The organism is Citrobacter sp. Cu233, assembly GCF_030332225.1.
GTDB lineage: Bacteria > Pseudomonadota > Gammaproteobacteria > Enterobacterales > Enterobacteriaceae > Citrobacter.
This window is the reverse complement of record NZ_JAOWIF010000035.1, coordinates 117,646-138,316: the sequence shown is the minus strand read 5'-3', so window position 1 is coordinate 138,316 and position 20,671 is coordinate 117,646. Positions and strand designations below refer to the sequence as shown.

The 20,671-nt window shown below is 53.6% G+C and carries 24 protein-coding genes; 3 read left to right on the top strand and 21 right to left on the bottom strand.

Annotated elements, in window-relative coordinates; translation table 11 throughout:
* Window position 1 precedes the first annotated feature (1 nt).
* The 15 genes from OGX95_RS14210 to OGX95_RS14140 all read right to left on the bottom strand — a co-directional run bounded on the left by OGX95_RS14210 (window position 2) and on the right by OGX95_RS14140 (window position 13,032).
* On the bottom strand, window positions 2–670 hold the full coding sequence (locus OGX95_RS14210; protein ID WP_286629890.1) for a DUF3261 domain-containing protein: 669 nt from the start codon (window positions 668–670) through the stop codon (window positions 2–4).
* Window positions 667–2,985: an MMPL family transporter gene (locus tag OGX95_RS14205; RefSeq protein ID WP_286629889.1), complete on the bottom strand. Its 2,319-nt coding sequence runs from the start codon at window positions 2,983–2,985 to the stop codon at window positions 667–669. Before OGX95_RS14205 ends, OGX95_RS14210 begins: the two co-directional genes overlap by 4 nt.
* Window positions 2,954–3,559: a LolA family protein gene (locus OGX95_RS14200; RefSeq protein WP_286629888.1), complete on the bottom strand. Its 606-nt coding sequence runs from the start codon at window positions 3,557–3,559 to the stop codon at window positions 2,954–2,956. Before OGX95_RS14200 ends, OGX95_RS14205 begins: the two co-directional genes overlap by 32 nt.
* Window positions 3,556–3,978 (bottom strand): acyl-CoA thioesterase, encoded by a 423-nt coding sequence (locus OGX95_RS14195; protein WP_045448568.1) that lies wholly within the window; start codon window positions 3,976–3,978, stop codon window positions 3,556–3,558. The genes OGX95_RS14200 and OGX95_RS14195 overlap by 4 nt, the downstream gene beginning before the upstream one ends.
* Window positions 3,979–3,981: 3 nt before the next feature.
* A complete protein-coding gene (locus OGX95_RS14190; RefSeq protein ID WP_286629887.1) occupies window positions 3,982–5,673 on the bottom strand; it encodes a glycosyltransferase family 2 protein in 1,692 nt (563 codons plus the stop codon).
* On the bottom strand, window positions 5,664–6,017 hold the full coding sequence (locus OGX95_RS14185; protein WP_286629886.1) for an ApeI family dehydratase: 354 nt from the start codon (window positions 6,015–6,017) through the stop codon (window positions 5,664–5,666). Before OGX95_RS14185 ends, OGX95_RS14190 begins: the two co-directional genes overlap by 10 nt.
* A complete protein-coding gene (locus OGX95_RS14180) occupies window positions 6,004–7,365 on the bottom strand; it encodes an AMP-binding protein (RefSeq protein WP_286629885.1) in 1,362 nt (453 codons plus the stop codon). The genes OGX95_RS14185 and OGX95_RS14180 overlap by 14 nt, the downstream gene beginning before the upstream one ends.
* A complete protein-coding gene (locus OGX95_RS14175; protein ID WP_040231686.1) occupies window positions 7,362–7,943 on the bottom strand; it encodes a COG4648 family protein in 582 nt (193 codons plus the stop codon). Before OGX95_RS14175 ends, OGX95_RS14180 begins: the two co-directional genes overlap by 4 nt.
* 6 nt (window positions 7,944–7,949) lie before the next feature.
* Window positions 7,950–8,201, bottom strand: a complete 252-nt coding sequence (locus OGX95_RS14170; RefSeq protein ID WP_005121566.1) for an acyl carrier protein — start codon at window positions 8,199–8,201, stop codon at window positions 7,950–7,952.
* Between the two features lie 12 nt (window positions 8,202–8,213).
* Entirely contained in the window at window positions 8,214–8,471 is a 258-nt protein-coding gene (locus OGX95_RS14165) for a phosphopantetheine-binding protein (RefSeq protein ID WP_048213596.1), read from the bottom strand.
* The gene (locus OGX95_RS14160; protein WP_286629884.1) at window positions 8,452–9,267 is read right to left on the bottom strand and encodes a lysophospholipid acyltransferase family protein; all 816 of its coding nucleotides are present in this window, start codon (window positions 9,265–9,267) and stop codon (window positions 8,452–8,454) included. Before OGX95_RS14160 ends, OGX95_RS14165 begins: the two co-directional genes overlap by 20 nt.
* Window positions 9,264–9,986, bottom strand: coding sequence for a beta-ketoacyl synthase chain length factor (locus OGX95_RS14155; RefSeq protein ID WP_286629883.1), 723 nt, complete (start codon window positions 9,984–9,986; stop codon window positions 9,264–9,266). Before OGX95_RS14155 ends, OGX95_RS14160 begins: the two co-directional genes overlap by 4 nt.
* A 40-nt stretch (window positions 9,987–10,026) precedes the next feature.
* Window positions 10,027–11,088 (bottom strand): methyltransferase, encoded by a 1,062-nt coding sequence (locus OGX95_RS14150; RefSeq protein ID WP_286629882.1) that lies wholly within the window; start codon window positions 11,086–11,088, stop codon window positions 10,027–10,029.
* 68 nt (window positions 11,089–11,156) lie between these two features.
* Entirely contained in the window at window positions 11,157–11,534 is a 378-nt protein-coding gene (locus OGX95_RS14145) for a hypothetical protein (protein WP_122973906.1), read from the bottom strand.
* Window positions 11,535–11,985: 451 nt separating this feature from the next.
* A complete protein-coding gene (locus tag OGX95_RS14140) occupies window positions 11,986–13,032 on the bottom strand; it encodes an AI-2E family transporter (RefSeq protein ID WP_202037518.1) in 1,047 nt (348 codons plus the stop codon).
* A gap of 133 nt (window positions 13,033–13,165) precedes the next feature.
* Here OGX95_RS14140 and OGX95_RS14135 point away from each other — a divergent pair, with 133 nt between their 5' ends.
* Complete coding sequence (locus OGX95_RS14135) at window positions 13,166–14,383, top strand: MFS transporter (protein WP_286629880.1); 1,218 nt, start codon at window positions 13,166–13,168, stop codon at window positions 14,381–14,383.
* Window positions 14,384–14,386: 3 nt separating this feature from the next.
* Here OGX95_RS14135 and OGX95_RS14130 read toward each other — a convergent pair whose 3' ends face one another.
* Together OGX95_RS14130 and OGX95_RS14125 are read right to left on the bottom strand one after the other, a co-directional pair.
* Window positions 14,387–14,944 (bottom strand): DcrB family lipoprotein, encoded by a 558-nt coding sequence (locus tag OGX95_RS14130; protein WP_286629878.1) that lies wholly within the window; start codon window positions 14,942–14,944, stop codon window positions 14,387–14,389.
* Window positions 14,945–15,016: 72 nt separating this feature from the next.
* Window positions 15,017–15,682 (bottom strand): 7-cyano-7-deazaguanine/7-aminomethyl-7-deazaguanine transporter, encoded by a 666-nt coding sequence (locus OGX95_RS14125; RefSeq protein WP_005121575.1) that lies wholly within the window; start codon window positions 15,680–15,682, stop codon window positions 15,017–15,019.
* Window positions 15,683–15,850: 168 nt separating this feature from the next.
* On the opposite strand from OGX95_RS14125, the gene tusA reads away from it, so the two are divergent.
* A complete protein-coding gene (tusA, locus tag OGX95_RS14120) occupies window positions 15,851–16,096 on the top strand; it encodes a sulfurtransferase TusA (RefSeq protein WP_003827551.1) in 246 nt (81 codons plus the stop codon).
* Between the two features lie 94 nt (window positions 16,097–16,190).
* Here the strand turns inward: tusA and zntA are convergent, their stop codons facing one another.
* Window positions 16,191–18,389: a Zn(II)/Cd(II)/Pb(II) translocating P-type ATPase ZntA gene (zntA, locus tag OGX95_RS14115; protein WP_286629876.1), complete on the bottom strand. Its 2,199-nt coding sequence runs from the start codon at window positions 18,387–18,389 to the stop codon at window positions 16,191–16,193.
* 75 nt (window positions 18,390–18,464) lie between these two features.
* Window positions 18,465–19,091 carry a lysoplasmalogenase gene (locus OGX95_RS14110; protein ID WP_286629875.1) on the bottom strand — a complete coding sequence of 209 codons (627 nt, stop codon included), beginning with the start codon at window positions 19,089–19,091 and terminating at the stop codon, window positions 18,465–18,467.
* Window positions 19,092–19,232: 141 nt separating this feature from the next.
* On the opposite strand from OGX95_RS14110, the gene OGX95_RS14105 reads away from it, so the two are divergent.
* Window positions 19,233–19,592, top strand: coding sequence for a DUF2500 domain-containing protein (locus OGX95_RS14105; RefSeq protein ID WP_286629874.1), 360 nt, complete (start codon window positions 19,233–19,235; stop codon window positions 19,590–19,592).
* Between the two features lie 84 nt (window positions 19,593–19,676).
* Here OGX95_RS14105 and OGX95_RS14100 read toward each other — a convergent pair whose 3' ends face one another.
* A complete protein-coding gene (locus OGX95_RS14100) occupies window positions 19,677–19,952 on the bottom strand; it encodes a DUF1145 family protein (RefSeq protein ID WP_286629873.1) in 276 nt (91 codons plus the stop codon).
* Window positions 19,942–20,538 (bottom strand): 16S rRNA (guanine(966)-N(2))-methyltransferase, encoded by a 597-nt coding sequence (rsmD, locus tag OGX95_RS14095; RefSeq protein ID WP_271455556.1) that lies wholly within the window; start codon window positions 20,536–20,538, stop codon window positions 19,942–19,944. Before rsmD ends, OGX95_RS14100 begins: the two co-directional genes overlap by 11 nt.
* Window positions 20,539–20,671 lie beyond the last annotated feature (133 nt).

The following is a 20,671-nucleotide window of genomic DNA, read 5'->3' as shown; positions in this document are numbered from 1 at the left end:
CTCAGTCACCCAGGTATTGAATGGTGATGTGGTATTTAAAAACGTGCTGCTCAATGCTGATCGGTTCGCGTTTTCCTTTTCGATTCAGATACGTGATTTCCGTGACCAGTTTGCCGCGGCTATTGCGCAGTTCACGTGTATCACCCGTATCGACAAGCGTCCAGCCTTGAGGTAATTGCGGTTGCCAGGCGCTAATTGGCCAATGGCTGAGCATCACGTCAGCCAGCACCTGACTGGCAGGCGGCAGTTGCGGAACGATGATCGATTGTTCGGTGTGCAATCCTTTTTCATCGTACGTCACGAGGAACAGGCGAATGCCAACTGATGACAACCCGGCCAGTGTGATTTTCTTATCATCAGCATTAAGCATGACCAACAGCGACTGAGTTTTGCCGTTAAAACTTCCGGTCAGCAGCTGTTGTGAATTCACTGCGGGAGAAATTCCCGGAGCAGGTAGCGTCACACGTGCGCCCGGCTCTAACCAGGCTTGCGGGCGGCCTTTCTGTTCTGGCTGCGAGTGGCCGCATCCGGCCAGCAGCAACGTGGCGACGAGCAGGCCCCGCCGGATGGCGCTGCGCTTATCCGGCCTACCATTGATGTGCTGAGGTTGGCCGGCAATGCCGCCATCCGGCAAAAGCCCACTCAACCAACGAAATATCGGTTTACTCATCGTTTTTTCTTCTCTCTTTTCGTTGGCATCGCCAGCGGTGACAGCATAAATGCAGTGAAAATACCGCTCACTAACACAATGCCAAAACTGCTGATTGCCTGAGTGGCGCTAAAGACCAGCATGCCGAGCGTCAGGAGCGTGGTCATCATCGCCAGCGTGATAGCCAGTAGCGACGTCAGTGGCGTACCGCGTGGATTACTGAAAAACAGCGTGTAGTTAATGCCAATCCCCAGTACCAGCACCAATGCCAGCAGCGAGAACAAGTTGAGTGCATGACCACTCAGGGCCAGTACCGCCAGACCACAACCTAAAGATAACACTGAGGGTACCAGGCTAATTAAGCCCTTACGCCAGCCAAGTCGAATCATGGCACCACAGGCAATTACCGTCAGTGCAACACACAGCAAGCCAGTCAGAATATGGCGATAAAGGGCAAACAGATTGTCAAAGCTGCTCTTACGATCCACCCACGCAACGCCGGAATATTTCGTGCTGAGTGTGTTTAAAGCATCACTTTGTTTCACTCCTTCAACGGGAACCAGTACGCTGCTTTCGCCGTCCGCCAGCGACAGCCACAGCAAGCGCCAACCTTCACTGGCCGGGCTGGCAAGCCAGGCATCGACGGTGACCGGCATGGCGCTAAGATCGGGTTTCACCGTTACCAGTCCGGCGCTGTTTAAGGCCTGTGTGACGGCGGGCGCGGCATCTTTTAACAGGGTGAGATCCTGCTGCTGCCGGGCGAGCGAATTTAACGGAATGGTGCGATATCCGCTGAGTAAGCCGTCTTTTTTTGCCTCTTCCAGCGCGGGAGTAAAGGCTTCCAGTCGCTCCAGCGTTTGTTGCGCGGATTTTCCGTACACGACAAACCACTTCTGGTCGACGCTTTGCCCGGTCAGAGCGGTAATCGCTTTTTCCTGAGCGAGAATGCCCTGCGGCAGCGCCTGTAACTGGGAGATATCATCGTCTACGCGTAGCGTCGCCATGCCTGCCAGTGAGAACAACGCCAGAGCCACCGGCAGGCCAACGGATAATTTCTTATTCCGCCGCCAGGCAGCAAGCCAGCGTAGCATGAGTACCATTGCCGGAACCGGGCGCACCGGCAACTTATGACACAGCCATGGGTGCCAGAAAATGACGGTCAAACACGAGGCACTCAGACCCACCGCCGCGAATACCGCCATCTGGCGAATACCGGGGAAGGGGGCCAGCATCATAATCAGATAAGCTGCCACGGTGGTCAGTAGTGCCAGGAGCAGGGCATTGCGTACTTTGGCAAGGCTTTGCCATGGCGATGTTTCTGCACCGTGCACCATCCGCTCGGTCAAATAGTAGAGCGTATAGTCGGCGGAAATACCGATGATGCTCATACTCATCACCAGCGTCATCAGATGGAGCTCGCCAAAAATCAGCAGCGTGACGACGGTTCCCGCCAGCGCGCCAATACCAATTGAAATCAGGCACAGCAGCAGCGGACGTAGCGAACGAAACACGGCCACGATGAGCAGGAGCACCCCGATCACGGTCGCTATGCCGAGGGTCGAGATATCCTGTTTCGCCTGCTGGCTGGCGTAATCGCTGTAGAAAAGCGTCCCGCGAGACAGCAGTTGCGCCTGCGGATAGTGGGCTTTGAGCTCACCTTCCAGCGTATTCAGCGTGGTGACCAATTGGTGCGTCTGTTGCATATCAAACGATGAGCCGGTCAGCTCGCCATGTAACAGATACCAGTAGTTGCCTTGCTCGTCCTGAGTGACCAGCCAACCGTCCATCAGGCGTAAACGCTGCCCATTTTTAGCCATGGCCAACTGCGAGCCGCGCATCAGCATGAGGGGATCGTTTTGTAGCTCTTTGCCGCTAACGCCGGAGAACGCAGAGTAAAGTTGGGACAGAATCCACTGAGCCTGCGCTTCGCCGCCGTTTTGCAGACGGGCGCGGGTGTCTTTATCTATCAGGCCGTTACGATGTTGCCAGAAGAAAGCCCCCCAGGCCTGCTGGCTGTTGGCATCCATCGGGCCTTTTACCTCGGCCAGCGCGTGAGATTTTTGCAGTAGAGCCAGCCAGTCGCGCGCCACCATCGGGTCCGGTTGTTTACCGGGGCTCACCAGCCAGACCAATTGCCGGTCAAGGCGCTGCATAAAACCCTCGTTCAGACTCGGAGGGATGGCCCCCAGTGTCTGTTTTGGCAACATTGCCAGCACGCTGCTGTTAAGCCGGGCCTGAGGTAGCAGCGCCAGCAAGATGCCCAGCAGAATCAGGCAGGCGGCTCCCCATAACAGCGTGGGGCGTTTACTGGGCGGCAAAGCGTTGGCGTTCGTCATCGGTCAGTTGCGCTGGCGTGAGTTGGTGTTGGGAAAGCGCGATATCGGTGCGATCGCCCTGCTTATCATTGAGCTGAATACTCTCCAGGTAGGTCTTTCCGGCTAAATCAATCGTCGCAAAAATCTTATCCAGCGGTGTGGTGATTGGTGTCAGGCGTAGCGTCCAGCGACCGTCCCCTAAGTCTGCAAACGCCACGCGGAAGTTTTGTTCCAGCACCTTACGATCTGCCTGGAATAGCGCCCGTAGCAGATGATTAAACTGGAACATTTGCGGGTTATTCTCCGCGGTGATGGTCTGCGGTGGTTGACCGTTAATCGCCTGAACCATCCGTTTGTCGTCCAGTAGCAACTGCATCGGGAACGGAGCTGTTTGGTCCCATAACAAACCCTGGTCGCGGGCGATCAACATTTTGCCCTGAGATCGCAGCGGCTGCGGCAGATCCTTTATCGTCCGGGTTTGATCGAAGTGGGCGCGAACCACCGGTTGTTCGGTAAAACGCTGTTGCAGGGCATCGAGCGTCAGAGCGCTGACGAAAGGGCTGACGAGCAGCAGGAGCAATGGCCATAATCTCATGGTGTCACTCCCATCCGTTCAAACAGAATATCGGGGCTGACAAAGCACAGTTCACGGCTTTTTTCGTCTACGGCGACCTGGATGGTGTAGCCTGTTGTGGCGCGTTTCCCTGTTTCAGCATCAAAAATTTCGTAGCCGATACGCAGGCGATTTTCGAACTCTTTAATTTGGGCGCGTACACGGATACGCTGCTCGAAAGTCAGGGCATTGCGATACTTTACCCGGGTGTCGACCACTGGCCACAGATAGCCTGATTCTTTCATCTGCCGATAACCGTAATCGAATTGGTTCAGCAGTGCCTCACGGGCAATCTCGAAATAGCGGAAGTAGTTGCCATGCCACGCTACACCCATCATATCGACGTCGTGAAACGGAATAGTCAGCTCGACTTCAGCCGTAAAGCGGGGATCGTTAAGCACCCTTTACTCCTTGTCTTTGGTGTCCGGCAGTTGCCAGAAATCGAAAAAGTTAAACCAGTCGAGTGGCGACTGAAGTGCATAGTGCTCAAGGCGTTTGGCGTAGCGATCGACGGTATTTTGTAATGCCTGTTGTCGGGTGGCGCGTGGCAAGAGCAACGGGTCAGCAAACGGTTCGCAGTGGATATGGAGCTTCTCCTGCTGGCGCAGGGCGAAAATCAGATCCACCGGGCAGTGTAAAATAGACGCAAGAATGAACGGGCCCTGTGGGAATGGCGCAACTTGCCCCATAAAGCGGCTCCAGCAGACACGCCATTCGCCGCCTCGTTGGGTATTGACTGCGATGCGATCGCCGACGATGGCTATCCATTCGCCACGATCCAGTTTCTCTTTGAGCAGAATGGCGGTATCCGGGCCGATATCGTTCACCGGAAGCAGGTTTAACCCAGCCTGCGGGGCCATCTCTTCCATGATTTGTTTAAAGCGTTGGGCGTTATCGCTAAATACCAACGCATTGATTGTTTTACTGCCCTGTAGCTGGGCCAGTGCCCGACAGGCTTCGACGTCGCCCAGATGCGAAGCCAGCAGCAGTTTTCCTCGCGGGTCGCTGATATTTAGCGTCTCTTCTGCGCCTGGTGCAAAAACAACATCGCGGCCGACGTGCAGTTCACCGCGCCAACTGGCAATCTTATCCAGCATCGCACCGCCAAAACGCAGGAAGTGCTGATAACTGGTCAGGTTTGACGGTACTGGCATCCGGCGTGTGATCAGTTGCGCCCGTACGCGGCTAATCCAGCTCTGAGAGGCTTTTCGGGCAGTTGATGCGGTGAGCCAGTAAACGCCGACTACCGGATACAGTAGCAGGGAGAAGGCTTTGCGACCCAGTAAACGCCAGACCAGCAGCATCAGACGCATTCCCCACAGCCCTTTGACTTCCTGCTGCTGCGCCCAGTGTGTTGATGAACGACGAAAAAGCAGGGAGGGGATGCGTGGCAACATGCCAAAAAACAGGCGAGTGTGCATTAATGAAATGCGCAGATTGTCTTTGAGCGCGTCGAAATGGGATAGCCCGTCCTGCGGATAGGTGACTCGCGTTGGGATAAAATAGCTGGTGTTGCCTTGCCAGTAGAGGCGCACCATCACTTCGGTATCAAAATCCATCCGTTTGCCGAGCGTCACGCGCTGCGCCAGTTGCAGTGTCGGTGCCACCGGATACACCCGGAAGCCGCACATGCTGTCTTTTAGCTGCAACGAGAGTGTTTCTATCCACACCCAGATGTGGGTTACCCAGCGTCCGTACAGGCGCGAGCGAGGAACAGAATCATCGTAAATCGGTTGCCCGGAAATTAGCGCTGTCGGATGTTCTTTTGCCAATGCAAGCAGCCTGGGAATATCTTCAATGGCATGCTGCCCGTCGGCATCGACCTGCACGGCATGACTGAACCCGGCATCTGCTGCCGCCTGTATTCCGCTAATCACCGCCGCGCCTTTGCCTGCGTTGACCGGCAGGCGAATTAACGTCAGATTGCAGTATTCTGCCGCCAGGCGTGCCAGTTCATCTCGTGTGGTCTTGTCGCTGCCATCGTCCACCACAATGCAGGGGAGATTGAACGGCTGAAGACGATCCAATACGCCCGACATCATCGCACCGTGGTTATAGCAGGGGATCAACACGCACGGGGAAAATGTCAGCGGCATAACCGAATCTTCCCGCTGCTGGCGGTATGGCGCGCGTCACCGTCGTGGCGCTGGTAACTAAAAGAGAGCATCTGACGTTCTTCCTGCCAGCTCAGACTCAGGGTGACGGTGGTTTCGGGCAATAGCGGTGACTGGAACTTCACGTTCTGAATACTGTGAAAACGCCAGCCAGGGACCAGCAACGTGGTGGCGTAATGCATCGCCCAATCCAGCTGTGCAACGCCTGGCAGTAGTGGCTGCACGGCAAAATGCCCGCTGAACCAAAACAGCGAAGGGTCGAGATGTAAAACAATCTCAGCCTGTTGAGGCTGTGCCTGATGGCGCTCGATTTCATGGGGTTTCATGAAATAACTCCTGTAATTGCGCATAGACACGCTTGTTCATACTGTTGACCGGAATCTCATCAATCACCCGCCAGTAGCGGGGAACGGCGACCGGTTCCAGCCAGGGCAACAGCGAACGGCGCCAGGTCAGTTCTTGCGGTTTTCCTCCGCACTCGAGCCAGCGTTGATGGGCTTTGTCATCCAGTACCAGCAGGACGCCAACGCCCTGGCGCCCCCCGCGTGAGACCGGCAATGCTGCGACGTCACAGATACCGTCCAGCGCCAGCAAGCGTTGCTCCACTTCGCTGAGTGAAATGCGTTTCTCTTCAATCTTAACGACTCGTCCACGCCTGCCCATCAGGCGAAACTGACCGTTTTCAGTAAATTGCAGAATATCATCCAGCAACAGGCCATCATCAGCGGCAATTAGCGGTGAAAATACGCGAAACGCGTCATTTTCTGGCTGAAATCTGACGCCGGGGAAAGGCAGCCATGCCACATCATCTTGATGGCGATAACGCCACGCAAGGATTCCGGTTTCAGTGCTGCCGTAGATCTCATCGGGCCAGACATTCAGCCAGTCAGCAGCCTGTGTGACGTCCTGCCAGGGTAGCATACCGCCCGCAGACAGAATCAGTTCGACTGGCGGCGGTGTCAGGTGGTGGTCGAGGCGTTTCAGAAACGCCGGACTGCTGATAAACGCATACCGATGCTCATGGCTCAATGCCGCCAGTTGTTCGGCATACCAAAGCATTGCCGCGTGCAGCGGCAGACCTAAGGCCATCGGCAAGAAGATACGAAACGTCAGACCGTACAGATGTTGCGGAACCACTGACGCGACCACCCGGCAACCTGCCAGACGATCGGCAAAGCGCGTCGCGAGCAATGCCGCTTCGCTGTCCAGGCGAGCGATCGGTTTGATCACGCGTTTCGGCTGGCCGGTCGAACCGGAAGTGAACAGCTCCACAAAGGCGTCGCTGCGTATTGCCGGAAACGTGATGTCGTGGGTCACGGGGGTCATGGCAGAACTGACCACTCGCAGCGTTCCCTGCCACTCCAGCGCTTTATCGCTCAGTACCCCGTCAAACAGCCTATGCTGCTCGTTTAACAACGAAACGCGACAATGTCCTGGGATCACTGGCGTTTTGCCAGCATGTAGCGTGGCCAGTAGCGCGACGATAAATAAATAGCTGTTTTCGAAGCACAATGCCCAGCGCTCACCTTCCTGCTGCTGCAGGTACGTCATCAACTGGGCCACATCGTGGCGCAGATGACCAAGCGTCCAGGTATGCTCTTCCTGCCACGCCACAGGAACGTCGTTCGGACGTGGGTCACAGAGCCATTGAGCAAGTGTGAGGGGCTGCTTCATTGGGTATCTCGTTTTATCACCAGTTGGCGAACTAACCACTCGCCGGCCATCAATGTTCCCATCAGCAGATAGGAAACCATACCGTTCCAGGTCGTCCACAGGGTCATATCGCCATTCAGTGCGGTAAAGAGCGCAACGCTGCCATTGATGATGAAAAAGGCGCACCAGATTTGTGTCACACGGCGAGTGTAGCGTACGCCTGCCTCGGGCAGATTGGGGTCGCGCAGCCGCGCCAGGCGTTCAACAATGGGCATCGCGGACCACAGAGATCCACCAAATACCGACAGCATGACGCCGTTTACCACTACCGGGTAAAACAGCAGCAGCTGATGCGTTTTGAGCAGATAACTGGCAATGCACAAAGTGATACCTGCAACCGCCACGACCTGTGTCACGACGCGCAACGGCCCCGCCTGTCGCCGGGTCTGGCGAAAGCGTAAAAAAAGGAGTAGCGCCATCAACGGTAGCAACCAGTGCAGACTGTTATGCGCAAGGCCAAACCAGATCAAAAACGGCCAGGCCAACAACAGTAGGCCTGTTAGCAGTTGTACGACTGGCAGCGAGCGAGTGCCCGACACGGTGAATTACGCTTCTTTGAGAAGACGTTCTACCGCGTCGACGACATCTTGTACGGTGCGTACTGCTTTGAACTCTTCCGGCTTGATTTTCTTACCGGTTTTCTTTTGCAGATGCACGATCATGTCGACGGCGTCGATGCTGTCGAGTTCCAGATCTTCGTACAGGCGCGCCTCAGGCTTAATGTCCTGCGGGTCGACTTCAAACAGCTTGACCAGCAGTGAGGAGACTTCTTCGTAAATGGCTTTTTGTTCGGTCATAACGGACTATCCTCAGGCACGTTGCGCGTGAATGAACGATGCCAGTGTGGCGACGGAGAAGAAGTGCTGACGCATTTCTTCGCTCTCTGCTGAGAGGACCACGCCATACTCGTTTTTCACCGCCAGACCCAGCTCCAGGGCGTCGATTGAGTCCAGACCTAAGCCATCGCCAAAGAGTGCCGCTTCGGTATCAATATCGTCAGCTGTCAGTTCGTCGAGATTCAATGTCGTTATAATGAGATTTTTGATTTCAAGATAAAGCGCTTGCATCATTAATTCCTGAAGAAGGTAAAGTACCTGGTTGTAATTGAAGCAAAAGATGCCGGTTCAACTGCCTTGCTGCCAGCGCCGGTTCTTGTGAATTTGCGTCGTAAAATTGGTCGATCTTAACCCGCTCATGTACTGAAATGGTAAACATGGGCTTTATCAATGGGACGTCGTACCATTTGCTTTCTTTATCCAGCATTTGTTCGCTGCAGTTTATGGTTACGATGCGTAAATCGCTGCTGCAGCGTACGGCGATATTCGCCGCACCACGCTGTAACGTCATTTCCTCTCCGGGGCGTGTACGGGTTCCCTCGGGGAAAATTAAAATGGTGTCGCCTTGTTCCAGACGTTGCTGGCACGCGGGTAACAGCGCATCAGCCTGACTGTTAATCAGATAATCTGCTGCCCGGACTACGCCGCCGAGAAACGGGTTTTTTAGTAATGCGCTTTTCACCAGACAGTCGGTTTCTGGCATGACCGAAGCCAGTAGCACGTAGTCGATGAGCGTCGGGTGATTGGCGACGACCAGGCACCCTTGTTCGTTGCGTAAAATGTCTCGTCCTTCAATCTGGTAATCCAGCACGCCAAGTCGCTTTGCCACCGTTAAAAAGAGGCGAAAACTGGCAGCAATGCTGCGTCTGGCGATACGCCGACGTCGGGCTTTATCCCATACTGCGATGAGCAATACGTTAAACCAGATCGTAGAAAGGAGTAGTCCGCCGAGGCCAAACAGGGCAAAGCAAAAACCGGTCATCACCAGTCGCCATACCCAATTAAGCCGCAGGATCATCGTATTCATCCCTGACTCCACTGCCACTGTACGCGTTCGCCTGGTAGGGTAAACGCCTCGGTATCTTGCAAATAATGTTGTAAAAACAACAGGCTTTGTGGCAATGGCGTCTCACCTTGCGCGCGGTATGGACGGGTTTCGCATTGCCAGCGATCACCGGATTCAATAACCAGCGCGACGGCAAACGGCCATGTCGGCATATCAGGCGGCAACTGTGGATGATAAAACTCGGGCAGAAAACCGTCAAAATCGACCATCAATACGCGCTGATATCCCGCCTGCAACAGCCCCATGACTTCGCATAGCCCCTGCTGGAACGTATCCCTGCCAGCAGAAAGCGAGGAGGAGACAATCGGTTTTTTCGCGGCGATGGTCAGGTTTCCCACAGCAGAGTTATGCACAGAGAGGGCAAAATCGGTCGGTGAGAGTGCCTGCTCAGTCGCAAGGGCGTGCAGGATCCTGTAGTTACGCTCCAGTTCACCATGGCGGCTGGTGTATAACACGGCATCGATATCATGACGGCGTAACATCGCCAGCCCGCAATCGACGGCCAGTTTGCTACCGGAGCTGAGGCGGCGAGCCGTCATCATCGGTAACTCGCTGAGTTTAGCCAATGGCGCGGTGGGATCGATGGCGTGCGAAAACCGTGACCATTCATGCCACTGTTCTGTTTCGCTTAATCCTGGCGCCTTGGCCTGCCAGTCGATAATGTTGAGTGCAAATTTCATCAACGCGTATCCGCGGTAAATCGGTTGTTCCGATTGTTTCTTATTTTTTCTTCTGACATATCAATAAAGTATGCCCAACACCTAAGTTGTCGTGGCGTTCATCTACCTGAAAACCTGCCTGCTTCAGATAGTGATAAAACTTCTCAACGCTGTAGAAGCGGCTGTTGCCATTCGCCATACAGGTAAAATAAAGCGAAGACGCATTCAGGCTAAATGAGGCCGCTTCAAATTTTTGGGCATCCCAAAACAGTTCCATAATGCACAGCTTCGCGCCCGGTTTCATCACCCGAGCAATGTTGCTCAGTATGGCGATAATTTGTTCCGGGGAAAAACAGTCCAGAAATTGGCTCATCCACCAGATATCTGCCTCTGCGGGTAAAGGCGAGTCGCTAAGCATATCCACAGCATGGAAATTTATGCGATGGGATAATCCCGCATTTTCGATATTTTCGCGGGCAAGTGCAATTTGTTGCGGCAAATCTAATAGAGTGACTGCAATATTGTCATCATGTTGACAACAACGTAATGCCCATTTCCCGGTATTTCCGCCGACATCGTACAGGGTTGCAGGGGCGCTGGCGAATACATATGGCAATGCGGCATCAAATGCGCCATCTGAATAGTAATGATCGAAAGCGAACCAACTTTCACGCGCAGCCAGTGGTAATTGCGACAGTGCAGGATAGATTGTTGGCCAGTCGCCAAAAATTTTTAATCCAGCGGGTTTTCCTTCTTTCAGCGCATTCTCCAGATAGAACAGTCCCTGATAACAAACATCCTGGGTGAAATCCATATTCACACGCGTCATCGTGTCATGTAAAAGGAAGTGGCCGACTTTAGCGAGGTAATAATATCCTTCTTTGTGGGTAATGATTCGCCCACTTAACCCCATATCCAACAGGATGCTGGCGGCATATTCGTTGATGGTGCTGTTCTCGGTAATTTCGTCGAGCGTGGCGCCGCGTTTACCTTGCTTGTCCAGCCAGGTGAGTACTCCCGCATTTCGCAGACACAACGCGGTTTGAAAAAGCATAGGGGCAAATGCGATACGTTGTGCTTCAGTAATGGCATCCAGTGCGCTAAGCGAATCCTGTTCGTACATGTGGGGACAACCTGTTAAATGGCAGAAAGTAAGAGTATCGGGCCTTTTCGGCCCGACTTTAGGCGTAATTACAGATTGGCACCGGCTGACAGATTGAGCTGGATGTCTTTATCCAGATTGCGTACCCAGCGGTTGTAGTTTTTATGAATTTTTCCACCAGAAGCCTGCAGGTTAAGGCTGCTGTCGTATTTAATGTCATAGCTGGTGGCGGTATAAGTGATACGGACTTCAGCCACATGATCGCGGGTTTGTTGGCGTGCTTTAATGACTCCAGGACCTGCTTCAGACATGACCCATTGGCGTTGAATGCCCGCTTTCAGAATCGCGGTTTTAACCTGATCCTGAGTGTGCCCCGCGCTCACGCTGGTGTGAACTTGATCGATCGGTGCAGTACGTGCACATCCCGCCAGCGCACCGACAACGGCAATGGCCGCAAACCACTTAATATACTGTTTCATTAAAACTCCCTCTCAAGGTACTGTTTATACGTGTTTAATAATAAGTTGCGAAATAATGATCACCCTGCATCACCTGTGATTTTATTTAAGCTAAATTTATGGTCTATTTCACAAGGTTGATAGCAAGATGATAGAGTTAATTGATTATAATATTCTATGACTTTCTGCAACGGTAAGTCTGCGTCACCATCGTCGATGATAAGTATAGGTTGTCTGGCAAACGATATCAATGGAAATGACCTTTAAATATAGAGGGTTAGTTTGAGTTAAATGATTTTTGAAAATTATTGTTTTATATATTTAATTCATGAAATTAATGTGTTTGCTTAAATAAGATAATGAACTTATTTTCATTATCTTATTTATGGCAAATCAGCATATATATCTACGCTTATACCAGTTTAATGGTCGTGTAAGAACTACCTCGGTTGGTAGTTTTTCAGGGTAGCCGACTTTTGGGTCTGCCGGGACCAAGCAAAATGGCCAGTTTGCTGCCACCGGTGGTGGTTTCCATCCAGATTTTACACACGCTGGTTAACGGTACGGAGAGCAACATACCCACGGGACCGAGCAGCCATCCCCATACCAGCAGGGAGAGGAAAACTATCAGCGTCGACAATCCCAGGCGATGCCCCATCATACGCGGCTCAAGGATATTGCCAATTACCATATGCACCACCAAAAACAGCGCGCCGACCAGCACGCATTCGTAAAGGCCATTGAACAGCAACGCCTGAATCATCGGCGGCACGGCGGAAATAACCGAGCCTATATTGGGCACATAATTGAGCAGGAAGGCCAGTACGCCCCACATCAGAGCAAACTGAATGCCCATTAGCGCCAACCCCAGCCAGACGATGGCGCCAGTCCATAAGCTGAGCAACGTTTTCAGTGCCAGATAGTGAGATACGCCCTTTAATGCCCGATGCAGCCCCGCAATATGGATCTGCGGATTGTTCAGCGCAAAGCGCATTTTATAGGGGACGTGACGTACCTCAAACAGCATAAAGACCACCGTCATCACCAGCAAAACGACACTTGCCATCGCACCGGAAAGGCTGGTCATCAGCGTGGTCGTGAAGGTCATGAGTTTGTCGGAATCGATACGTTGCAGGATGCGCTCTGGCGACATATGCAAATTCAGAAAGGGCACCATCTCTTGCAGATACAGGACTTTGCGCGTCAGCTCCTTATTGTACTTGGGCAGCATGGCCATGAATTCTGTGATCGACGACGCCAGGACACCCACCAGCGCGGTAAGGACGATGAGCATCACGACGACCACCAGCGTAATGGCAACCGGGCGACGGATTCCCCGACGAATAAACCAGGTGACCAGGGGGTTCAACACAATGGCGAAAAACAGGGCCAGCAGTAGCTGCACAAGAATATCGGCTGCGGCGTGTATACCCGCGAGGATCACCACCAGCGCGGCCAGTTTAAGCAAAATGTGCAAACCTGTTTTGTCAGGCTGGATGGTTGTCATGTCTTCTTCCTGTGTGCATTTTTGCATTAAGTGTAGCGGCTGGCTTGCTGCCGATATTCCTAATCTGGTTACTGATTTCTGGGCTGCAACATGGTAGAAATGAAACACTGTTGTGAATATGTGGTGACCCTCCATGCCCGAACCCGTCGCTGAACCGACGCTAAGCGGATTGCGCCTCAATCTGCGCATTGTCTCCGTGGTGATGTTTAACTTCGCCAGCTATCTGACCATCGGCCTGCCGCTCGCGGTTTTGCCTGGCTATGTCCATGATGTGATGGGCTTTAGCGCCTTCTGGGCCGGGCTGGTTATCAGCCTGCAATACTTCGCGACGTTGTTGAGCCGCCCTCATGCCGGTCGATATGCCGATTTACTGGGGCCGAAGAAGATTGTGGTATTTGGGCTGTGCGGCTGTTTTTTGAGTGGTCTGGGCTATTTGCTGGCAGGGAGCTCTCATGGTTGGCCGCTGGCCAGTTTATTACTGCTGTGCCTGGGGCGCGTGATTCTGGGTATCGGGCAAAGTTTTGCCGGGACCGGCTCTACATTGTGGGGCGTTGGGGTGGTTGGCTCAATGCACATTGGACGGGTGATTTCATGGAACGGTATCGTCACCTATGGGGCGATGGCGATCGGTGCGCCGTTGGGGGTGCTGTGTTACGCCTGGGGTGGCTTACAGGGACTGGCGTTGACCGTGATGGCCGTGGCGCTGCTGGCAATATTGCTGGCGCTTCCGCGTCCGGCAGTGAAGGCCGGCAAGGGCAAGCCGTTACCGTTTCGCGCGGTGCTTGGGCGGGTTTGGCTGTACGGTATGGCACTGGCGTTGGCCTCTGCCGGCTTTGGGGTGATTGCCACGTTTATTACCCTGTTTTACGACGCGAAAGGCTGGGACGGCGCGGCATTTGCGCTGACGCTATTTAGCTGCACGTTTGTCGGTACTCGTCTGCTATTCCCAAATGGCATCAACCGGTTAGGCGGGCTGAATGTCGCGATGATCTGCTTTAGCGTCGAAATTGTTGGGTTGCTGTTGGTGGGCATGGCTTCCATGCCGTGGATGGCGAAAATTGGCGTTCTGCTGGCCGGCGCAGGGTTCTCGCTGGTCTTCCCGGCGCTGGGTGTGGTAGCGGTAAAAGCGGTCCCGCAGCAGAATCAGGGCGCGGCACTGGCAACCTATACGGTATTTATGGATTTGTCGCTGGGTGTCACCGGGCCTTTGGCGGGACTGGTGATGACATGGGCGGGTGTACCGGTTATCTATCTGGCGGCCGCAGGGCTGGTGGCGGTGGCGTTATTGCTGACCTGGAGGTTAAAAAAACGGCCCCCGGAGGAATCTGCGGAGGCCGTATCATCGTCTTAACGATTACTGGATAACCAGCGTGTTAATGATGTTTTCTGCCGTTGTCTGTGCTTTCTGCTGATCGTCAGCAGGCAGCGTGATTTGCAGCGTCAGCAGTTGGTTGTCCACTTTGCCCAACACCACGGAGGAGTAGGCAGTCTGGCCTTTCGCTGAAATGATGCTATCTAACTGCTGAAGCGTGTGGCCTTTCAGCTCAATTGACTTGTTAGTGATCACCTGCAGCTGCGGGTCACGGCTACGCTGCTGGTCTTCCAGGCGTTTTGCAAGCACGGTCAGGTCTTCACTGGTATCGTCGCCGACAATCACAATCACCGCTTTCTGGCCCGTTGCATCAGAATAAACGTGCATGTTGTTGGCCTGAGTGCCCAGCTTGCCGCTCTGATCGGTCATGTCTGCCGGCAGGGAAAAACTGAGTTTGCCGTCCAGCAGGCTGACCGGTTGTCCGGCTGCGTTACTTTCTGCAGCAGCACCTTCGGCTGGCGCTTTTGTATCGCTATTATCACAGGCCGCAAGCCCCATAACCAGCAGGCCAATACCGACATATTTAACCAGATTGCGCATTGACTTCTTCCTTTCGATAAACGGCCATAACGGCTCATTCGTCCATCTTATCACAACTCGGAAAATGAACCTTTAACTCGTCTGCAATGCAGAGATTTCAGATTTATCTGCCAGTCTTTTCAGCAACATATTCAGCAACACGCCATACATTGGCAGGAAGAAAATAATACTGATCAGCACTTTGAAACAGTAATCGACAAGCGCGATTTCCATCCAGTGCTCGGCCATAAAGGCATCCGGGCTGCGCCAGAAGGCGATAAAGAAGAATGCCAGCGTATCGCTGATGTTGCCAAACAGCGTTGAGGCCGTAGGCGCGAGCCACCAGCGACGGTTCTGACGCAGGCGGTTAAAGACGTGCACATCCAGAATTTGTCCTAGTGCGTAAGCCATAAAACTGGCGGCGGCGATACGGGCGACAAACAGATTAAAGTGCAGCAGTGCATCAAAACCTTGCCAGGAGCCCATATAGAACAGTGAAGACACGCCATACGAGATCAGCAACGCAGGAACCATCACGGCAAAGATGATACGTCTTGCCAGCGGTGCGCCAAAGATACGCACGGTCAGATCGGTGGCGAGGAAAATAAACGGAAAGCTAAACGCGCCCCAGGTGGTATGAAAACCAAAGATGGAGATCGGAAGCTGCACCAGATAGTTGCTGGAGGTGATCACCAGCAGATGAAATAGCGATAGCCAGAACAACGCTTTTACGCGCTGATTTTGTGTAAACGGAGTCATATTGTGACCTTTTTGTTGGATGGGGTGAGGGAACCCAATAAAAAACCGTCGCATGATACTGCTTTAAAAACACATTGCAATGGTTGTTTTTCACGCAATCGTTAACCTGATTGGCTTACGCCACAACAGAGCGTAAAATAACGCCGTTTTTGTATGAATGAGACTACGATGAGCGATCTGTTTACTTCTCCCGACCATACTCTTGATGCGCAGGGGCTGCGCTGCCCGGAACCCGTCATGATGGTGCGTAAAACCGTGCGCGGCATGCAGGCCGGTGAGACGCTGCTGATTGTTGCAGACGATCCGGCGACAACCCGCGATATTCCCGGCTTCTGTACTTTTATGGAGCATGAGCTGGTGGCAAAAGAGACCGACTCTTTGCCATACCGCTATCTGGTGCGCAAAGGCCAGTAATCTTGTCATGCCGGATGGCGCTAGCGCTTATCCGGGCGACAAAGACTGTGTTACCTGTAGGCCGGATAAGGCAACGCCGCATCCGGCACACACATTATCCTTTACGTAATAAGCGTAGCGCGTTGGCGGTCACCAGCACCGTTGCCCCCGTATCTGCCAGTACTGCCAGCCACAATCCGGTTATCCCCAGCAGCGTGGTAACCAGGAAAATCCCTTTCAGACCCAACGCAATCGCAATATTTTGTCGAATATTGGCGTGGGTTGCGCGCGCCAGTTGGATCATTTGCACCAGACCACGAAGACGGTTATGTGTCAGGGCAGCATCGGCGGTTTCCAGTGCAACATCGGTTCCGCTACCCATGGCAATGCCGATGGTGGCGGCTTTCATTGCCGGTGCGTCGTTGATCCCATCGCCAACCATCGCCAGCGGTGACAGTTGGTTGAGCTGGGTCACGGCCCGTACCTTGTCTTCCGGTAATAGCCCCGCTTTGAATTCAAGCCCCAGTTCAGCGGCAATAGCGGCTGCCGCACGGGGATTGTCGCCGGTCAGGATCACCCCTTTCACACCGAGCTGATTCAGCTCGTTGATGGCGGTGCGGGCATCGTCGCGTAGTGTGTCCTGTAAGGCCAGTACGCCGAGTACGGCATCGTTACGCAGGACCAGCACCACGGTTTGGCCTGCGCTTTCCAGTTCGCTTATCTGCCCGGCAAAGGCTTCTGCAGGCTGTTTGCCCGCCGCGCAAATCAGTACGCGTTCGCCGTTTACCTGTGCTTCAATCCCTGAACCGACCAGCGCACGCTGTTCTGTCGCCAGCGGAATACTCAGTTCACGCGTTTGTGCTTCACGGACAATGGCCTGGGCCAGTGGATGCGTTGCGCCTTGTTCAACTGCAGCCGCCAGCGCCAGCAGTTCGGCTTCGTCTACCCCACTTGCCGGATGAATAGCCGTGACGCGCGGTTTACCGACGGTCAGGGTGCCGGTTTTATCAAACGCGACCTGTGTGACTCTGCCCAACTGTTCCAGTGCGGCACCGCCTTTGATGAGCGCCCCGCGACGCGCCGCTGCGGCTAATCCGGAAGTGATTGCGGCAGGGGTTGAAATAACCAGTGCGCACGGGCAACCGATCAGCAGCAGCGTTAGTCCTTTATAAATCCATTCCTGCCAGGAAGCGGCAAACAGCAGCGGCGGTACGAGCGTGACCAGCAAGGCAATCGCCATGATGGCCGGGGTATAAATCCGGCTGAAGCGATCAATAAAACGCTCAATAGGGGCGCGACGCTCTTCGGCCTCTTCAATCAGTTTCAAAATCCGGTCAATCGCGCTGGCACCTGGCTCAGAGAGAACTTCGAGAGTGACCAGGCGGTCTACGCTGGTGGCACCTGCCGGGACTTTTTCGCCCAATGCCCGCTCAACAGGAATAGATTCACCCGTCAATGCACTTTCATCAAAGCTGGCAAAACCAGAAACCAGTTTAGCGTCGGCGGGTAAACGTCCTCCGGCGGCAACTTCAATGATGTCGCCTGGCTGGAGGGCGTTAATGGCAACCTCTTCACGCTCGCCGTTACGCAGGCGCGTGGCGGTTTCCGGCTTCAGCGCCATTAGCGCACTGACCCCTTTGCGGGCACGGCTGGCAGCCCATCCTTCCAGGCGCTCACCAATTAAAAACAACAATAGTACCATGGCCGCTTCCGCCGTTGCACCGATAAACAATGCCCCGATGGCGGCGACGCTCATCAGCGTTTCAATGGCAAAGTAGCTACCGGTCTTCATCAGGCGCAGCGCCTGACGTGCAATGGGGTACAGACCCACCAGTGTGGTGGCGATAAATGCTATCTGGCCGAAGGGGTGATTGAACTGCTCCAGTCCCCAACTGATGGCCATCATGATAATCAATGAAATCAGTGGCAGATTTTCTTTAAACCGTGATTCGGGAGCTTCTTCTGGCGCCTGCTCATCACGCAGGGTGTAGCCGGCCTTCTGCACTGCGCTTTCAATTTGCTGGCGGATATCGGAACCGGCATCCACCACCAGCTTTTCGGTAGCGAACAAAACCTGAACCTGGTTAACGCCGCTGACCTGGCGGACCGCATTTTCGACTTTACGCGCACAGGCCGCACAATCCATGCCTGCGACTTTCCAGGAATAGCGAGTACCTATTACGGTTGCAGAAACGGGGGGTGGGGTTGAGCAACTGCCTTCACAGCAGCAGTCATCAGCTTTCTGCGGTGCAGGCGTGAGCTTGAATGAAGAAAACTGTGGGGCTTTTTTGCCATTGGCCTCTGGTGTCGACATGGCATCCTCCGGTCGATAATCATTTCGTATTAACCGGAGGATACACTCTGGAGTCGACTCCAGAGTCAAGGGTTTTTAAAGATACAGTGAACGAACAATCAGGAAATGCCCGGCGAAGTAGCAAGCAGCAGCAATCGCGTTATCCGCGCGGAAGCGGTAACGGTAATGGCTCCCCAGCCAGACAAAGTTGCCAATGAACAGTAATGAGGCCCCCAAAAATGCTGACAGCGCCGGAGCCGTCGGGCGGAAGAACCACAGTTCACCTGCCATCCAGACCATCATCAGAGTAATACCGACAAAGGTACATATGGCGATACGCAGTTCTTCCAGACGTGTCCAGATCACGGCGATCAGCAACGCACCTAACACCAGCAGCACCAGCGGTAAAGGCCAGAAGAACGACAGCGTCATTTGGCTGGCGAAGTAAATGGTATACAGCAGGTGTGACAGGAAAAACGCGCCAATGGCGTACAACAGACGTTGACGTGGCAATAGCGTCAACGCATCACCCAGCAGCGAGGCAAGCAAGCCGGCCAGTACCAGATAGCTGATAGCGTTAAACATTGGCGCCTGCCAGGCCAGCAGCAGCAGGAGCAATAACGTCAGGGGTTTAAAGACCCAGCGTTGCCAGACGGGCCCACGATAGGAAGCATCCACGAATAACCATGCGGAAAGACAAACAGCGATAAACGACCAAAGCATCTTAGTTCCTTGAATTCGTTATTTTTTCGTAAGCGGGGTGCTTACGGCTCTATTGACCAGTGTAGAGTCCGATACCGCCAGATGACAACACCATAACAGGCAAGGTATGCTTATTTCCGCATTTTCTGATGGGTTAATAATATGAGTAAGCCACCCCTTTTTTTTATTGTGATCATTGTCTTAATCGTTATTGCCGCGTCGTTTCGCTTTGTCCAGCAGCGGCGGGAAAAAGCGGAAAATGATGCTGCACCGTTGGTACAAAAAAGGGTGGTGGTGAGTAATAAGCGAGAAAAGCCGCTAAATGACCGGCGTTCACGTCAACAGGACGTTACGCCAGCGGGCACCAGTATGCGCTATGAAGCCAGCTTCAGACCGCAAAGCGGCGGCCTGGAGCAGACGTTTCGTCTTGATGCCCAGCAGTATCATGCGTTAACGGTTGGCGACAAAGGCACACTGAGCTATAAGGGTTCGCGTTTTGTTGATTTTACGGCTGAACGTTAAGGTTTCATTTGGCTGATGCCGGATGGCGGCTTACAGGTTGTGTCGTCCCGGCGCGCTACGCGATACCGGGCAAAGTGAGCACAATTATTTCTTCAACTGGTTCTTAATCTTCTTCTGCCAGACCAGCAGTTCAAATACGCCAAACAGGAAAATACGGATTTTCTCGCCGCGGGTCATTTGTGGGCCATCTTTCGGCATGGTTGATTTCAGCAGCGCCAACTGCATGCCGTGCATCAGCACCATAAACACCAGCGCCACATTGACGAAGATATTGAGCGGACGTGGGAACGGTTGGAAAATATTCAGTAGCAGGAATGCCCAGACACACAGCATTAACAGACGTCCCAGATTAATCAGCATGTTGCTCTCCTTGTGCTTCACGTTGATACAGGCGATAAGCAACCTGCCCTGCCACTTTTTCGCGGTACAACGACCAGTTAACCGGAACCGCAGGCAGGCCGTTTTCGACTTCGCTTTCAACGTAAATATACGCTTCGTTTGCCAGCCAGCCACGAGTTTCCAGAAGTGTTAATGTTTCTTCCAGTAATCCTTTGCGAAACGGTGGATCAACAAACACCACGTTATGCGGTGTACCCGTCTGGGCTAAAAACGTCAGGGTGTTGGTGTTGATAACACGGGCATGTGTTGCCTTCAGCGTGGCAAGATTTTTTTGTAACTGCTGCGAAACCGCGCGATCCATCTCCAGAAGCGTGGCATCTGCCGCATAGCGGGAGAGTGCTTCCAGACCCAACGCGCCGCTTCCGGCAAAGCAATCAAGGCAACGGGCATCGACCATCACCGGGGCCAACCAGTTAAACAGCGTTTCGCGCACACGGTCGGTCGTTGGGCGTAGACCCGGACTGTCCGGAACCGGGAGTTTACGGCCTCGCCATTGTCCGCCAATAATGCGGATCTGACCGCTGCCTGAGTGATTCGGTTTTTTCATTTCTATTATTGCTCAATCCGCCTATAGCATGTCATTCCAGGCGGTGATGTGAGTTAAGTTAACCCGTCGCCTTTCAAGTTACCTCTTCGTTGGCTGCACTTACTCACCCGAATCACTTACTAAAGTAAGCTCA

Excerpts from the sequence above, each read along its gene's own strand:
- OGX95_RS14110 (WP_286629875.1), bottom strand. The coding sequence starts at position 19,091 with ATGCTTTGGTCGTTTATCGCTGTTTGTCTTTCCGCATGGTTATTCGTG.
- OGX95_RS14160 (WP_286629884.1), bottom strand. The coding sequence starts at position 9,267 with ATGAATACGATGATCCTGCGGCTTAATTGGGTATGGCGACTGGTGATG.
- OGX95_RS14125 (WP_005121575.1), bottom strand. The coding sequence starts at position 15,682 with ATGACTCCGTTTACACAAAATCAGCGCGTAAAAGCGTTGTTCTGGCTA.
- OGX95_RS14205 (WP_286629889.1), bottom strand. The coding sequence starts at position 2,985 with ATGACGAACGCCAACGCTTTGCCGCCCAGTAAACGCCCCACGCTGTTA.
- OGX95_RS14190 (WP_286629887.1), bottom strand. The coding sequence starts at position 5,673 with ATGCCGCTGACATTTTCCCCGTGCGTGTTGATCCCCTGCTATAACCAC.
- OGX95_RS14200 (WP_286629888.1), bottom strand. The coding sequence starts at position 3,559 with ATGAGATTATGGCCATTGCTCCTGCTGCTCGTCAGCCCTTTCGTCAGC.
- OGX95_RS14165 (WP_048213596.1), bottom strand. The coding sequence starts at position 8,471 with ATGCAAGCGCTTTATCTTGAAATCAAAAATCTCATTATAACGACATTG.
- rsmD (WP_271455556.1), bottom strand. The coding sequence starts at position 20,538 with ATGAAAAAACCGAATCACTCAGGCAGCGGTCAGATCCGCATTATTGGC.
- OGX95_RS14140 (WP_202037518.1), bottom strand. The coding sequence starts at position 13,032 with ATGACAACCATCCAGCCTGACAAAACAGGTTTGCACATTTTGCTTAAA.
- OGX95_RS14170 (WP_005121566.1), bottom strand. The coding sequence starts at position 8,201 with ATGACCGAACAAAAAGCCATTTACGAAGAAGTCTCCTCACTGCTGGTC.
- zntA (WP_286629876.1), bottom strand. The coding sequence starts at position 18,389 with ATGTCGACACCAGAGGCCAATGGCAAAAAAGCCCCACAGTTTTCTTCA.
- OGX95_RS14130 (WP_286629878.1), bottom strand. The coding sequence starts at position 14,944 with ATGCGCAATCTGGTTAAATATGTCGGTATTGGCCTGCTGGTTATGGGG.
- OGX95_RS14180 (WP_286629885.1), bottom strand. The coding sequence starts at position 7,365 with ATGAAGCAGCCCCTCACACTTGCTCAATGGCTCTGTGACCCACGTCCG.
- OGX95_RS14105 (WP_286629874.1), top strand. The coding sequence starts at position 19,233 with ATGAGTAAGCCACCCCTTTTTTTTATTGTGATCATTGTCTTAATCGTT.
- OGX95_RS14210 (WP_286629890.1), bottom strand. The coding sequence starts at position 670 with ATGAGTAAACCGATATTTCGTTGGTTGAGTGGGCTTTTGCCGGATGGC.
- OGX95_RS14155 (WP_286629883.1), bottom strand. The coding sequence starts at position 9,986 with ATGAAATTTGCACTCAACATTATCGACTGGCAGGCCAAGGCGCCAGGA.
- OGX95_RS14135 (WP_286629880.1), top strand. The coding sequence starts at position 13,166 with ATGCCCGAACCCGTCGCTGAACCGACGCTAAGCGGATTGCGCCTCAAT.
- OGX95_RS14100 (WP_286629873.1), bottom strand. The coding sequence starts at position 19,952 with ATGCTGATTAATCTGGGACGTCTGTTAATGCTGTGTGTCTGGGCATTC.
- OGX95_RS14185 (WP_286629886.1), bottom strand. The coding sequence starts at position 6,017 with ATGAAACCCCATGAAATCGAGCGCCATCAGGCACAGCCTCAACAGGCT.
- OGX95_RS14150 (WP_286629882.1), bottom strand. The coding sequence starts at position 11,088 with ATGTACGAACAGGATTCGCTTAGCGCACTGGATGCCATTACTGAAGCA.
- tusA (WP_003827551.1), top strand. The coding sequence starts at position 15,851 with ATGAGCGATCTGTTTACTTCTCCCGACCATACTCTTGATGCGCAGGGG.